The sequence below is a fragment of the Mycobacterium dioxanotrophicus genome (genome assembly GCF_002157835.1).
Lineage (GTDB): Bacteria > Actinomycetota > Actinomycetes > Mycobacteriales > Mycobacteriaceae > Mycobacterium > Mycobacterium dioxanotrophicus.
The window spans coordinates 3,726,341-3,741,386 of the sequence record NZ_CP020809.1 but is presented as its reverse complement, the minus strand read 5'-3'; the positions used below and the strand labels follow the sequence as shown (position 1 = coordinate 3,741,386).

10 protein-coding genes are annotated in these 15,046 nt (G+C 67.2%); 5 read left to right on the top strand and 5 right to left on the bottom strand.

What is annotated here, in order from left to right:
- Window positions 1-25: 25 nt before the first annotated feature.
- The gene (locus tag BTO20_RS18110) at window positions 26-2,086 is read left to right on the top strand and encodes a LysM peptidoglycan-binding domain-containing protein (protein ID WP_087077690.1); all 2,061 of its coding nucleotides are present in this window, start codon (window positions 26-28) and stop codon (window positions 2,084-2,086) included.
- On the top strand, window positions 2,083-2,910 hold the full coding sequence (locus BTO20_RS18105; protein WP_087077689.1) for a DUF2182 domain-containing protein: 828 nt from the start codon (window positions 2,083-2,085) through the stop codon (window positions 2,908-2,910). Before BTO20_RS18110 ends, BTO20_RS18105 begins: the two co-directional genes overlap by 4 nt.
- Here BTO20_RS18105 and BTO20_RS18100 read toward each other — a convergent pair.
- Genes BTO20_RS18100 through BTO20_RS18080 form a run of 5 tightly spaced genes read right to left on the bottom strand, consistent with a single transcriptional unit; the run spans window position 2,907 to window position 11,754 of the window.
- Window positions 2,907-3,353: a hypothetical protein gene (locus tag BTO20_RS18100; protein WP_087077688.1), complete on the bottom strand. Its 447-nt coding sequence runs from the start codon at window positions 3,351-3,353 to the stop codon at window positions 2,907-2,909. The genes BTO20_RS18105 and BTO20_RS18100 overlap by 4 nt on opposite strands.
- 25 nt (window positions 3,354-3,378) lie before the next feature.
- A complete protein-coding gene (treZ, locus tag BTO20_RS18095; protein WP_087077687.1) occupies window positions 3,379-5,151 on the bottom strand; it encodes a malto-oligosyltrehalose trehalohydrolase in 1,773 nt (590 codons plus the stop codon).
- On the bottom strand, window positions 5,148-7,412 hold the full coding sequence (treY, locus tag BTO20_RS18090) for a malto-oligosyltrehalose synthase (RefSeq protein ID WP_087077686.1): 2,265 nt from the start codon (window positions 7,410-7,412) through the stop codon (window positions 5,148-5,150). Before treY ends, treZ begins: the two co-directional genes overlap by 4 nt.
- A 3-nt stretch (window positions 7,413-7,415) precedes the next feature.
- Window positions 7,416-9,578, bottom strand: coding sequence for a glycogen debranching protein GlgX (gene glgX / locus BTO20_RS18085; RefSeq protein ID WP_198344435.1), 2,163 nt, complete (start codon window positions 9,576-9,578; stop codon window positions 7,416-7,418).
- Window positions 9,579-9,582: 4 nt separating this feature from the next.
- Window positions 9,583-11,754: an acyltransferase family protein gene (locus tag BTO20_RS18080; protein ID WP_198344434.1), complete on the bottom strand. Its 2,172-nt coding sequence runs from the start codon at window positions 11,752-11,754 to the stop codon at window positions 9,583-9,585.
- A gap of 91 nt (window positions 11,755-11,845) precedes the next feature.
- Here BTO20_RS18080 and BTO20_RS18075 point away from each other — a divergent pair, with 91 nt between their 5' ends.
- The 3 genes from BTO20_RS18075 (at window position 11,846) to bioD (ending at window position 15,027) form a co-directional block, all read left to right on the top strand.
- Window positions 11,846-13,144 (top strand): adenosylmethionine--8-amino-7-oxononanoate transaminase, encoded by a 1,299-nt coding sequence (locus BTO20_RS18075; RefSeq protein WP_087077685.1) that lies wholly within the window; start codon window positions 11,846-11,848, stop codon window positions 13,142-13,144.
- Between the two features lie 63 nt (window positions 13,145-13,207).
- The gene (locus tag BTO20_RS18070; protein ID WP_087077684.1) at window positions 13,208-14,356 is read left to right on the top strand and encodes an 8-amino-7-oxononanoate synthase; all 1,149 of its coding nucleotides are present in this window, start codon (window positions 13,208-13,210) and stop codon (window positions 14,354-14,356) included.
- Window positions 14,353-15,027 (top strand): dethiobiotin synthase, encoded by a 675-nt coding sequence (gene bioD / locus BTO20_RS18065; RefSeq protein WP_087077683.1) that lies wholly within the window; start codon window positions 14,353-14,355, stop codon window positions 15,025-15,027. Before BTO20_RS18070 ends, bioD begins: the two co-directional genes overlap by 4 nt.
- Window positions 15,028-15,046: the final 19 nt, after the last annotated feature.

Genomic DNA, 15,046 nt, shown 5'->3' with positions numbered 1-15,046 from the left:
AGCACTTTGAGGCAAGGAGCCCACCATGGCCGAATACATCATTCATTCCGGTGACACTCTCAGTGCCATTGCTCACCGACTCGGGGTCAGCCTGGCCGGCCTCGAAGCGGCGAATCCACAGATCACCGATCCCAACCGGATCTTCCCAGGGCAGATCGTCACGGTCCCGGGCAGTGCACCGGCGGCCGGGCCGAAGTACGTGGTGCACTCCGGGGACAGCCTCAGTGCCATCGCCACCCGGTTCGGGGTCAGCCTCGGTGCGCTCAAATCGGCGAATCCACAGATCGCCAACCCGAACCAGATCTTCCCGGGACAGGTCATCGCGATACCCGGCAACCTGCCGGCGGCGGGCCCGCAGTACGTGGTGCAGTCCGGTGACACGCTCACCGTGATCGGCACCCGGTTCGGTGTGGGTCTTGTACCGCTCGAAGCGGCAAATCCGCAGATCACCGACCCGAACCGCATTTTCCCGGGGCAGATCGTCACGGTGCCGGGCAATGCGCCTGCGGCGGGTCCGCGATATGTGGTGCAGCACGGCGACACGCTCACCGCGATCGGCACCCGATTCGCGGCGACCGTGACAGAGCTGGCGGCTGCCAACCCCCAGATCACCAACGCCAACCAGATCTTCACCGGGCAGGTCATCACGATCGCGACCTCGATCAGCTATGTGCGGCACAACATTTGGACGCTCGACGAGATCGATCACTGGCATCCGACGATCTACGCCTATGCCCGCGGCGTGCAGGTATTGATCGACCGGACGAAGGCCAACCAGATGGACCCGATCGGCTGGCAGTACCAGTCCGACATTCACGGCACGACGGTGAACCCGGACAACTTCCGCAATCAATGCCAGCACTTCTGCTGGTTCTTCCTGCCGTGGCACCGGATGTATCTGGAGTGGTTCGAGCGGATCATCCGGTCGGCCATCCAGGATGTCGACGATGTCGACGACGCGACGAAGCTGACCTGGGCGCTGCCCTATTGGAATTACAGCAGCGACGACGCCGCGCGCAGGCGCCTGCCGAAGGCGTTCCTGGACCTCACCCTGCCGGATGGGGTCACCCCCAATCCACTGTGGGTCGCCGGACGCAATCTCAACGATGGTTCGGCGCTGCCCCAGGCAGATGTGGATCTCACCGCGGCCCTGGCACCCACCGATTTCGCCGGCACCAACGGATTCGCCGGCGGCCGTACGGGATTCAGCCATGCCGGCGAGGATCCCGGCTCGGCGATGGGACCGCTGGAGGGCACACCGCACGGCGCGGTCCACGTCGACGTGGGCGGCCTGATGGGATCGTTCAACACCGCAGCTCTCGACCCCATCTTCTGGCTGCATCATGCCAACATCGACCGGCTCTGGGAGGTGTGGCGAGGGATGCCGGGGCATGTGAACACCAACGAATCGGCGTGGCTCTCCGGTGTCACCTTCCATTTCCACGATGAGAACGCGGCAACGCTCACCGAAACGGTGCAAGAGGTGCTGGATACCGCGGCGCAATTGAACTACAGCTATGAGGACACCTCGGCACCCGTTCCTGCTCCCGTGGAGGCGGACATGGCATTTCCACCGGCGCCACACGGCCCGCCCGAGCTGATCGGCGCATCGGACAGTGCCGTTGCGCTGACGGGGGAGCCCACCAGTGTCACCTTCGACATCGCGGCTCCGGCAGGGCCGTTGGCCGCCGCTGCCGCGAATCCGGTGTCGCGGGCATCCCTGCGGCTGGAGGACGTGACCTCGGCGGCTCCGGTGGGAGTCACCTACCGCGTGTATCTGGATGCACCCGGCGGTGCACCCGCGCTCGATGACGCGCACTACGTCGGCGTTGCGGCGTTCTTCGGGATCGAACAGACCACCGCACCCGACAACGAGCACGGCGGAATGAGACTCGCGTTCGACATCACCCGGCAGTATCGGCAATTGACCGCCGAGGGCCGCTGGAACGATCAGCTCAGCGTGACGTTCGTACCGCAACGTGTCGAGCCGCCCGCGACGCCGATCGAGCTGCCAGGGGAGTTGGCATCAGCACCGCAGCAGCCGGGCACAGCGCGCGTCGGACGGGTGAGCGTGTTCCTGCAATGACGACGGTGGCGTCGGGTCCGTCGATCTGGCGGCGGACCCGATGGTCGCATCCCGAGCTGCCACTGCTGGCCGTCGCGGCGGCCGCGTGGCTGGCGGTCATCGTCATGCACACCGCACTGGCGCGGTTTCACGTTGCGGCGCAGCATTGTTCGGGGCATATCCCGGGTGGGGTCGCGGTCGGACACCACCACGGGGCGGTGGGGCCCGCCGTCGCCGTGCATCAGTGTGCAGGGCCGCACCCTGTTTCCGTCGGGGCATTCCTCACCTCCGTTGCGCTGTGGATCCTCATGGCAACGGCCATGATGCTGCCCACCACGGTCCCCGTCGCGCGCTCGATTGCGTTGAACGGCAAGTGGAACCGGCGTCAACGTGGCCAGATGTTGTTCGCCGCAGGCTACCTCGCCGTATGGTCGGTCGTCGGTCTGGTCGTGCTGACCGTCGGGTGGCTGGTGGCACCCGCCACGACTGCATCGCCGGAGGTCGCCGGGATGCTGGCCGTCGCCGCAGGATGGGAGGTGACGCGCTGGAAGCGACGGTGTCTGCGGGCCTGCCACCGGATGCGGTCGATACCCCCGAACGGTCGCGCGGCCGACACGGCCTGCGTCCGTGAAGGTCTGCGCAACGGTGCGTGGTGCGCCGGCGCGTGCGGCCCGATGATGATCGCGATGGTGCTGGCCCCGCACGCATGGTGGTTGATGCTGACACTGTCCGGCGTGGTCGCGGCCGAGAAGCTGGTGACCAAGGCTGTCGATCACCTCCGGGTTTTCGCCGCGGTGCTCGTCGTCGTGGCGGTCGTCGCCGCGGCAGGCGCGCCCTTGACCTAGCCGGCGAGTCGCAGTGTCGGTTCCACTTCGAGCACCGCCTCGTCGTTCGCCCGGAAGATGGGCTCAAGCGGGACGCCGTATTCGACGGCCGCTGCGGTGAGCAGGGATGCCCAGTCCCGGTCGAGGTTCGACACCGGGCCGCGGCCCGGCCGCGTGAGCAGCAATGCCACGGTGGCGCCGTCCTCCAATCCGGCCAGCACGCGAGGTAGCCGGCTCACGATGTACTCGACCAGCCCCGGCTGTGGTTTGGCCCGTAGCGGCACCTGGCTCATGGTTTTGTACAAGCGCCGGTCGCCGCCGACGAATCCGACCCACAGCAGTCGTTGCCCGAACCCCAGCTCACCCATCAGCGCGCGCCAGCGCTGGCGCAGGTCTGCGGTGGAATGGATTGGGTCGGTGGCGGTTTCGATCGGTGGAACGGGCAGTAATTCGCGATGACTCATAGCGGCATCATCACCGCCCCGGCAGTTAACCGGGTAACGCGTTATCCACAGGCTCCGCGGTTGTGGACACCGGTTTGACAGTGCGCAGAATCGCGAAAGAATGTCCCGCCAGCGTCGTCTCCTCGGGACCCGGCTGCGGTTCACCCCACGCCAGCACCAGCTCACCGGTGACGGGAACACTGGTGGCGTCTTCTCCGACATTGCAGGCAATGGCCAGCGCGCCCCGCCGCATCACGATCCAGCGCTGATGTTCGTCGAACTCGACGTGCAAGTGGTCCAGCCACGGGTCGGCAAGGTCTGCCTCGGTGTGGCGCAAGGCGATGAGATCTCGGTAGAGCCGCCGCAACCGGCCATGGTCACCCTCGTCGATCTCGTCCCAGTTCAGCTTGGAGCGTTCGAACGTCGCGGGGTCCTGGGGATCGGGAACCTCGTCGGCGTCCCATCCGTGCTCGGCGAACTCGGCTTTCCGTCCTTCGGCGGTGGCGCGCGCCAGTTCAGGTTCGGGATGCGAACTGAAGAATTGAAACGGCGACGACGAGCCCCATTCTTCGCCCATGAAAAGCATTGCGGTGTATGGCGATCCGAGCGCCAGGGCGGCCTTCACAGCCAGCTGCCCGGAATCGAGCACCTGAGACGGCCGGTCGCCGACTGCGCGGTTGCCGACTTGATCGTGGGTCAGCGTGTAGGCCAGCAACCGGGTGGCCGGTATGGTCGCGGTGTCCAGCGGGCGCCCGTGCCTGCGGTGCCGGAACGACGAGTAGGTGCCCGCGTGGAAATAGCCGTTCTTCAATGTGGTGGCCAGGGTCCGTAGCGACCCGAAATCCGAGTAGTAGCCCTGCCTTTCGCCAGAGACCGCGGTGTGGATGGCGTGGTGGATGTCGTCGTCCCACTGTGCCGTGAGGCCGTAGCCGCCCCGGTCGCGCGGGGTGATCAGCCGGGGGTCGTTGAGGTCGCTCTCGGCGATCAGTGACAGCGGCCTGCCCAGTTCTGCTGCCAGCGCGTCGGTTTCGGTGGCGAGCTCCTCCAACAGGTGGATCGCGGTGTTGTCCATGAGGGCGTGCACGGCATCCAACCGCAGCCCGTCGGCGTGGAACTCGCGCATCCAGCGCAGCGCGCAGTCGAGAATGTAGCGGCGCACCTCGTCGGCGTCGGCGTCGGAAAGGTTGATCGAGCTGCCCCAGGGGTTGTGGCCGGAGGACAGGTAGGGACCGAATCGGGGAAGGTAATTGCCGGACGGGCCGAGGTGGTTGAACACCGCGTCGATCAGCACGCCGAGCCCGCGGGCATGGCAGGCGTCGATGAGGCGGATCAGGCCGTCCGGGCCGCCGTAGGGTTCGTGCACCGCGTACCAGAGCACGCCGTCATAGCCCCAGCCGTGTGTTCCGTTGAAGGCGTTGACCGGCATCAGCTCGACGAAGTCGACGCCCAGATCGACGAGATAGTCCAGCTTTTCGATCGCCGCATCGAAAGTTCCGGCCGGGGTGAAGGTGCCGGTGTGCAGTTCGTAGATGACCGCGCCTGCGATGGACCGGCCCGCCCAGTCGGCATCGGTCCAAGCGTCCGGCGCAGGCTGCCACAGCTGCGAGCGTTCGTGCACACCATCTGGTTGGCGGGGCGAGCGCGGATCCGGAAGTATCTGGGGGTCGTCGTCGAGGACGAATCCATATCGGCTGTCCGCGGCAGCGTCGACGTCGGCGCGCCACCACCCGTCGCCATCCCGGGTCATGTCATGGCGGATGCCGTCGACGTCGAGGCGGACCACCCCGGGCTTCGGTGCCCACACCGCGAATTCGGTCATGCGCCACGCACCAAGAGGGCGACCGGCAGTTCGCCGAACAGCTGTGCGGCGGGGACCGTACCGCTGTACTGCGCACCGGTGAGCCGGTCGGACCACACACCGTCGGGCAGCGTGATCGTGGTGTCTGCCCAACCGGTTTCGGCCAGCCGCACGGTCCAGCGACTGGCCGCCACCAGCACGTCGGCACCACGCCGGAAGGACACCACGTGCGCTGCGGCCGGTCCGACGGCCGGCACCGGACGGTACCCACCCGCCAGGAAACTCTCGGGACGCTCGCGGCGTAACCGCAACGCCGCGTTCGTCACTCGCATTTTGGGATCGCCCATATCGCGGAGCGCACGACGGCGTGCGGCGTAGTCGACGGGCCGCCGGTTGTCCGGGTCGACCAGGCTGTCCTCAGGAAGTTCGGTGCCCTGGTACACGTCCGGCACACCGGGGCTCGTCAGCTGGATGAGTTTCTGGCCCAGGATGTCGTCGGCGGCATGCTCGTGCAGGCGCGTGGCCAGCTCGGTCAAGCCGGCCGCGACCGGTCCATCGAGTACCTGATCGAGCCAGGCGTGTACGGCGGTTTCGAACTCGGCGTCGGGGTCGTGCCAGGACGTGTGGGTGGCGGCTTCCCGGATGGCCTTCTCGGTATAGGCGTGCAGCCGCGTCCGCAGCTCCGCGCTGACCACGCCGTCGGCGGGCCAGACACCGAAGATGTTCTGCCACAGGAACAATGCCGTGCCCTCGTCCGGCGGTACCGCCAGAGCAGACCACTGGCCGACCCGGTCGGCCCACTCCGACGGCACCTGCGACAGCACGCCGATGCGGGCCCGCACATCCTCACCCCGTTTGGTGTCGTGTGTGGTCAGTGCGGTCATGGCCTGCGGCCAGCGTCGGGCCCGGGTAGCGGCCCGTTGATGGAACTCCGCCGCGCTGACCCCGAACAGTGCCGGATCGCCGCCGACCTCGTTCAACGACACCAGGCGGGCATCGCGGTAGAACGCGCAATCCTCAACCGATTTCGCGGTCGCCGCCCCGCACAGCTGGTTGAACCGGGCCGCGGCTTCTGGGCTGGTGGACACCGCTGCCGACACGATGGCCAGCGCCTCCGCCAAGTCCGGTGCCGCCACCGCTGTTTCTGCGATCGCGACCGGGAGCACCGTGGCCAGCGCGGGATAGTCGCAGCGGTACACCGGGACTCGGCTGACCAATGCCGCGACGGCTTGGGGCAGCAGCGGATGTGCCGTATCTGTGACCGACGTGATCACCCGGCACAGCCGGGCCAGCTCACTGCCGAGGGTGTCGGTGACGGCCGTGACCTTGAGCTGGATCTCGGACGCGGCATCGTCCTGATTCGCCAGTTTCGTCAGGACAGCCGCTCCGGTGGGATCGACGAACAGACCGCCGACCTCGCGCAGCGCGTCGTATCCGGTGGTGCCGTCGACCGGCAGCGAGGCGTCCAGGCTTTCGACAGCAGCGAGGATCTTCTCGGCCACGATCCACGCCGACGGTCCGGCCAGTTCGCGCAACCAGGCGAGATAGCCTGCGGGATCGGACAATCCATCCGGATGGTCGACCCGCAGCCCGTCGACGAGCGACTCGTCGAACCATCGCTTGACCTCGGCGTGGGTGGCGTCGAACACGGCGCGGTCCTCCTGGCGCAGCGCGGCCAGCGAGGTGATCGAGAAGAACCGCCGATACCCGCAGCGGCCGGTGCGCCACCCGGTGAGCCGGTAGTGCTGCCGGTCGTGGACCTGCGCACCCGTTCCGTCACCGGTGCCCGCGGCGATCGGGAACACCAGGTCACCCAGGCGCAGCACGTCGCCGTCGACGGTCAGATGTTCGACGTCCGCATCGGAGCCCAGGACCGGCAACACGATGCGCCTGTCGTCGAGATCCCAGTCGATGTCGAAGAACTCCGCGTAGCGGGAGTCGCGGCCGTTGGCCAGTAGGTCCCACCACCACCGGTTCTGCTCGGCGTCGGACACCCCGACGTGGTTGGGCACGATATCGACGATGAGGCCCATGCCGCGGCTTTTGGCGGCGTCCGCGAGCCGGCGCAGACCGTCGACCCCGCCCAGCGCCGACGACACGCTGGTGGGGTCGGTGACGTCATAACCATGAGTCGACCCGGCGACCGCGGTGAGGATCGGCGACAGATACAGATGCGACACCCCGAGCTCGTCGAGATAGTCGAGTAACTCCACCGCGTCGTCGAATGTGCAGCAGTCACCACGCATCTGGAGCCGATACGTGGACAGGACTGGGACGGTCACGGCTCAGGCCGTCTTCTGTAGGACGAGCAGCGAGCGGGCCTGCAGCGAGATCTTCTCCCCGGCGGCCACGACCAGGTCCGACGCACCGGTCGGATCGGCCGTGTCGAACGCCGCCGTCCACTGACGGGCGTAGTCGCCGTCCGGCGTGACGAAATCCTGGGAGTGGTCATTGGCGTTGAAACACAACAGGAACGAATCGTCGACCACGCGCTCGCCCCGGGCGTCGGGGGCCTCGATGGCCTCGCCGTTGAGGAACACCGCCACGCAGGTGCCCAGGCCCGCGCCCCAGTCATCCGGTGTCATCTCGGTGCCGGACGGCGTCAACCACGCAATGTCGCGGACCTGGTCGCCGCTGCGGATCGGCTTGCCTTCGAAGAACCGGCGGCGCCGGAACACCGGGTGCCGCTTACGGAACTTGACGATCCTGCGTGTGAATGCCAGCAGGTCGGCGTTGGTTTCGCACAACGACCAATCCATCCAGGACAGCTCCGAGTCCTGGCAGTACACATTGTTGTTGCCCAGCTGGGTACGGCCGATCTCGTCGCCGTGCGCGATCATCGGAGTGCCCTGCGAGAGCATCAGCGTGCCGATGATGTTGCGCATCTGCTTGTCGCGCAGCGCCAGGATGTCGGGGTCGTCGGTCGGCCCTTCGACGCCGCAGTTCCAGGACCGGTTGTGGCTTTCGCCGTCGCGGTTGTCCTCGCCGTTGGCCTCGTTGTGTTTCTCGTTGTACGACACCAGGTCCCGCAGCGTGAAGCCGTCGTGACAGGTGACGAAGTTGATGCTGGCGCCGGGCCGCCGGCCCGTCGCCTCGTAGAGGTCCGACGAACCGGTGAGGCGGGACGCGAACTCACCCAGGGTTGCGGGCTCGCCCCGCCAGTAATCACGCACAGTGTCGCGGTATTTCCCGTTCCACTCGGTCCACAAACCTGGGAAGTTGCCGACCTGGTAGCCGCCCTCGCCGACATCCCACGGTTCGGCGATCAATTTGACCTGGCTGATCACCGGATCCTGCTGCACCAGGTCGAAGAACGCCGACAGCCGGTCCACGTCGTAGAACTCGCGCGCCAGCGTCGATGCCAGGTCGAACCGGAACCCGTCGACATGCATGTCCAACACCCAGTAGCGCAGGGAATCCATGATGAGCTGCAGGGTGTGCGGGTGCCGGGCGTTGAGGCTGTTACCGGTTCCGGTGAAATCCTTGTACAGCTCACGCTGGCCGTCCATCAGCCGGTAGTACCCGGCGTTGTCGATACCGCGGAAGTTGATGGTGGGGCCCAGATGGTTGCCTTCGGCGGTGTGGTTGTAGACCACGTCGAGGATCACCTCGATGCCCGCGTCGTGGAACGTCTTGACCATCGTCTTGAACTCGGCCACCGCGCCACCGGCGTGCCGGTTGGCGGCGTACTGGTAGTGCGGCGCGAAGAACCCCACGGTGTTGTAGCCCCAGTAGTTCCGCAGCCCGAGATCCAGCAGCCGGTGATCGTGCATGAACTGGTGCACGGGCATCAGCTCGATTGCCGTGACGTGAAGCGACTTGAGGTGGTCGATGATCGCCGGGTGGCTCAGGCCGGCGTAGGTTCCTCGCAGCGCATCGGGGATGCCGGGGTGAGTCTGGGTCATGCCTTTGACGTGGGCCTCGTAGATGACCGTGTCGTGATACGGCGTCTTGGGCGCCCGGTCGGATCCCCATTGAAAGAACGGGTTGATCACCACGCTGGTCATGGTGTGGCCCAGGGAATCCACCCGTGGGGGAGTTCCGGTGCCCTCCGGTTCGGCGGTCAGGTCGTAGGAGAACAACGCCTGGGTGAAGTCGAAGTCACCGTGGAACGACTTGCCGTACGGGTCGAGCAGCAGCTTGCTGGGATCGCACCGGTGCCCCGCGCTGGGGTCCCAGGGACCGTGAACGCGGAAACCGTATCGCTGGCCCGGCGTGACGGTCGGCAGGTAGGCGTGCCACACATACCCGTCGACCTCGTCGAGGTTGATCCGTTCTTCGGTGCCGTCCTTGGCGATCAGGCACAGCTCGACGCGTTCGGCCACCTCGGAGAACAGCGAGAAGTTGGTGCCCGCGCCGTCGTAGGTGGAACCCAGTGGATAGGGGTCGCCCGGCCACACCGTCGAGGTGGTGCGCGACGGGGAAGGGGGCTCGATGGACGAGGTCACGGCCTCACCACCAACCCGTTGCAGCCGCCATCTGACGGCCGAGCTCACCCGTCATCGTTCTCATGTACGTCGTCGAGATGTGGTGAGAATCGTGGTACAGCAACACATTTCCCTCCACCACCCGGCAATAGTCCTTACGGCACACCGCATTGCTCATGTCGAGTGGCTTCAGCAGTGGGAACTGCCCGATGAAATCCAGAGTGGGGTTCCGGTCGGAGAGTACCTCGGACCGCTTGATGCCGCAGGACACGGAGTCACCACCCTTGGCCAGGCAGTCGGCCGGGAAGAACGGCTGACCGTCCCGTACCAACCACGGCGTGTCCCGCATCGCGAGAACGGGAATGTTGTTCTTGGACAAGGTCTCCCAAATGCCGATGTAGGTTCCCGGCATCACATCGCCGGGCTTGATGTTCCACGGCCGGGTCGACGTGGTGAACACGTAGGCGGGCCGGTCGGCGATGAGCCGGGACATCACCTCGTCGTTCCATTGATGACACTTCGGGTACGGGCGGTTGTCGCCCATCACCAGCGGTACTTCCTCGGTGGTCAGCGGGCAACCCATCTTCAGATAGGTGACGACCTTGAAGTTGTGCAACCGGCCGAGCAGGTCCAGAGCGGTGATCCAGTGTTCGGCGTGCGAACCGCCCGCCAGCGCGATGGTGCGCGGCGCGTCCTTGTCGCCGTAGGTACAGGTGATCACGTCGGCATTGGAGAAATCACTGATACAGCCATCGAGGGTGGTGGCCGGCAGGTCGTCCTTGGCCTCCAGGACCGTCGGCCGCATGGGCAGCTTGGGTACGCGTTCGTGATTGAGCAGGGCGCGCGCACCGGGATAGTCCCGAGCGGACAACCCGGCCAGCTCCTTGCCGTTGGCCCGCTGCACGGTGACGTGCTCGCGCCAGGTGAACGACGTGGCGGTCAGCGCGACGCCGAGCAGGGCGACGCCGGATCCCAACACGATGGTCGGGCGCTTCAGCCGGGCCCGGAGCGGGACGGCCGGGGCAGGCGCGGCCGGTTTGGCCGACTTCTGCAGTCGCAGCGGTTCCTCGACGTATTGGGTGGTGAGCCAGGCCAGTACGCCGGAGATGAGCAGCACGGCCGTGCCCTCGACGAAGCTGGTGTGCGAATGGCCGGTGTAGGAGAGCCAGAAGATCAGCAGCGGCCAGTGCCACAGGTACAGCGAGTAGGCCATGGAACCGAGCGAGACGAACGGCTTGGTGGCCAGCATCCGGTTGGGCAGCGGCAACCGGTCATCCGAACCGGTGCCGGTCATCAGGTTGGCCGCGGAGACGATGAACAGCATCGTGGCTCCGACCGGGACCAACGCCCACGGGCCGGGGAATTCCTTGACGCCGTCGATGAACGCGCCGCAGGACAGGATCGCGGCCAGGGCGATCGTCGCGGCCACGGTCCGCAGCCACATCGGCCACCGCACGAGCGGCACGACGGCACCGACCAGCGCACCGAGCAGCAACTCCCAGGCACGGGCAAAGCTGTTGTAGTACGCGGTCGCCTGGTCGATGTTGTGCGCGATGATCGCGTATACGAAGGAGGCCACGGTCAGCGTGCTGAGCAGCACGACGAATGCCGTGCGCAGGTGCCGGCCGAAGACCTTCCGACACAGATAGGCGAATCCGAAGATCAGGGCAAGAAACGCAATGTAGAACTGGCCTTGTACCGACATCGACCAGATGTGCTGCAGCGGGCTGACCGCTTCGCCCGCGCGCAGATAGTTCGCCGCTGTGCTGGCCAATTCCCAGTTCTGGTAATAGCCCAGACTTGCCAGGCTCTGGTCAGCAAATGTCTCCCAGCGGGTCTCCGGCTGAATCAGGATGGTCAGCACCGCGGCGGCCGCCAGCACCACGACCAGTGCCGGCAGAAGCCGACGGACCAGCCGAACCACCTCGGGAACCGCTGACAGCGAGGCGCCCGGGGTGAGGGCTGTGCGCAACAATTTGCCACCGAAAAAGAACCCGGACAACGCCAGAAAAACGTCCACACCACCGGAAACGCGCCCGAACCAGACATGGAAAACCGCGACCAGCGCGATGGCGATACCGCGCAGGCCGTCCAGATCGTGCCGATAGAAACCCGACTTTCGGGTCCCCATGGCGGCAGGGGCGACGCGCGAATCGTCGGTGACGGGCGCCGACCGGGCTGGGGCGAGGGTCATCATGATCGAGGTCAATTTACCTAAAAACCCTGTGGTGCTCACATTTCGTATGCCTACGGCGCGGCAAGTGAGCAAAGGGCTAGGCTGCCGGTCTGTGGCTGAGCTGACACCGGCCCAGATCAGTGCCATCGACACGGCACACGTCTGGCACCCGTACAGCACCATCGGGGCCGAGGCGTTGGCACCGGTGGTGGCCGTCGGCGCCAAGGGTGCCTGGCTGACCGTGATCGACCCCCTCGACGGCGAGTCCGTCGAGGTGCTCGACGCGATGGCCTCCTGGTGGACGGCAGTGCACGGCCACGGGCACCCGGCCCTGGACCAGGCCATCACCCGGCAGATGGCGACGATGAACCACGTCATGTTCGGCGGCCTCACCCACGAGCCTGCTGCGCGTTTGGCGCAACTTTTGGTCGAGCTGACCCCCGCCGGACTCGACACGGTCTTCTTCAGCGACTCGGGTTCGGTTTCGGTCGAGGTGGCCGTGAAGATGGCCCTGCAGTACTGGCGCAGCCTCGGGCGGGTCGGTAAGCACCGCCTGATGACGTGGCGGGGTGGCTACCACGGCGACACCTTCACCCCGATGAGCGTGTGCGATCCCGACGGCGGCATGCATTCGATCTGGACCGATGTGCTCGTCGCCCAGGAATTCGCGCCCCAGGTCCCCGGCGAATACGACCCGGCCTACAGCGCGGCGTTCGAACAGCAGCTGGCCGACCACGCCGACGAGCTCGCGGCCGTGATCGTCGAACCGGTCGTGCAGGGGGCGGGCGGCATGCGCTTCCACGACCCGCGCTACCTGTCGGACCTGCGGGCGGCGTGCGACCGCCACGACGTGTTGCTGATCTTCGACGAGATCGCCACCGGCTTCGGCCGCACCGGCGAGCTGTTCGCCGCCGACCACGCCGGCGTCAGCCCCGACATCATGTGCGTCGGCAAGGCACTCACCGGCGGCTATATCACCCTGGCCGCCACCCTGTGTACCGCCCGGATCGCCCAGACCATCAGCTCGGGTGAGCCGGGCGCGCTCATGCACGGCCCCACGTTTATGGCCAACGCCCTGGCCTGCGCGGTGGGTGTGGCCGCGGTCGAGTTGTTGATCGACAGCGACTGGCGCGACCAGGTGCGCACGATCGAAGCGGGGCTGCAGAAGGGCCTGGCCCCAGCTCGCGACCTCGACGGTGTGGCCGATGTCCGGGTGCTCGGAGCGATCGGCGTGGTCGAGATGAAAAACCCGGTCGACATGCGCGTGGCCACCGCGGCAGCGCTGCGGCACCGGGTCTGGCTGCGCCCGTTCCGCAACCTGGTCTACGCGATGCCGCCGTACATCTGCAGTCCCGACGAGGTCGAACAGATCACCGCGGCGATGGTCGGGGTGGCGCGTGCACTAACCTGAACGGTGTTCAATTGTCGGCACCGCCGACGTGTTCAATTGTCGGCACCACCCAAGGAGCATCAGGTGACGCGCACCGATCTATCACCGCTGTCCTGGCTGGCCGACGTCGAACAGCAGCGCCGCACGGCAGGTTTGCGCCGCGAACTGCGGGCCCGCCCGCCGGTCGGAGCCGAGCTCGATCTCGCCTCCAACGACTACCTGGGCCTGTCCCAGCACCCTGAGGTGCTCGACGGTGGCGTCGAGGCACTGCGCACCTGGGGCGCAGGCGCCGGGGGATCGCGCCTGGTCACCGGCAACACCGAGCTGCACGAGGAGTTCGAACACGAGCTCGCCACGTTCGTCGGCGCCGAGTCCGCCCTGGTCTTCTCGTCCGGCTACACCGCCAACCTCGGCGCGGTCGTGGCCCTGTCCGGCGCCGGCTCGCTGGTGGTCTCCGACGCGTTGACGCACGCATCGCTGGTCGATGCGTGCCGGCTATCCCGCGCCCGGGTGGTGGTGTCACCGCATCGCGACGTCGCCGCCGTCGACGCGGCGCTCGGTGCACGGACCGAGGGACGCGCGGTCGTGGTGACCGAGTCGGTGTTCAGCGCCGACGGCGTGCTGGCCCCGCTACGCGAACTGCACGCGGTCTGTCGCCGCCACGGAGCGCTGCTCATCGTGGACGAGGCGCACGGTCTCGGGGTCCGCGGCACCGGCGGACAAGGCCTGCTGCACGAGGTCGGCCTGACCGGGGCGCCGGACGTCGTCATGACCACGACGCTGTCGAAGGCGTTGGGAAGCCAGGGCGGCGTGGTCCTCGGTCCCGCGGCGGTACGGGCCCACCTGATCGACGCGGCCCGGCCGTTCATCTTCGACACCGGGCTGGCGCCTGCCGCTGTCGGTGCCGCGCTGGCGGCTCTGCGCGTGCTGATCGCCGAGCCGCAGCGGGCCCGGGCGGTGCTGACCCACGCAGCCGAGTTGGCACGGATCTCAGGTGTGACGACCGAGCCCGACTCAGCGGTGGTGTCGGTGATTCTCGGTGAGCCCGACGTTGCGTTCGCCGCTGCGACGGCCTGCCTGCAGCGCGGTGTGCGGGTGGGTTGCTTCCGGCCGCCGACCGTACCGGTCGGGACGTCGCGACTGCGGCTGACCGCACGCGCGTCGCTGACCGACGATGAAATGGACCTGGCGCGCCGGGTGCTCACCGAGGTCCTCGCGGTCGCCCGCGCATGACGCTGCTCATCGTCACCGGCACTGACACCGGCGTCGGCAAAACGGTGTCCACCGCGGCGCTGGCATGTGCGGCCCGGCTGGCCCGCCGCGACGTGGCGGTGTGCAAACCGGTGCAGACCGGCGACGCGGACGGCGACGATGACCTCGGCGAGGTGCGCCGACTCGCCGGTGTGACCGCGCTGCACGGCGGCTGGCGATATCCCGAGCCCCTGGCGCCCGAGGCGGCGGCGCAGCGGGCCGGACTGGCCCTGCCGACCCGCACCGAGTTGGTCAGCGCAGTGCGATCGGCCGACGGGCCCGGGCGGTTGACCTTGGTCGAAGGGGCGGGTGGGCTGCTGGTGCGTATCGGCGCCGATGGAGTGACGCTGCGTGATCTCGCGGCCGACGTCTCGGCTCCGGTGCTCGTGGTGGTGTCGGCCGGCCTGGGCACTCTCAACCACACCGAGCTGACACTGGAATCACTTGCCGGACAAGGCATTTCATGTGCCGGGTTGGTCATCGGGGCGTGGCCCGCGCAACCGGGGCCTGCCGAGGAAGGCAATCTGAAGGAGCTGGCCCGACTGGCCCCACTGCGCGCGGTGCTGCCCGCCGGCGCCGGCGCGGCAAGTCCGCAGGAGTTCGAGGCGATCAGCGCCGATGCTTTCGACCGAGGGTGGATCGAGGAGCTGTGATATCGATGAGCGCTTGCGC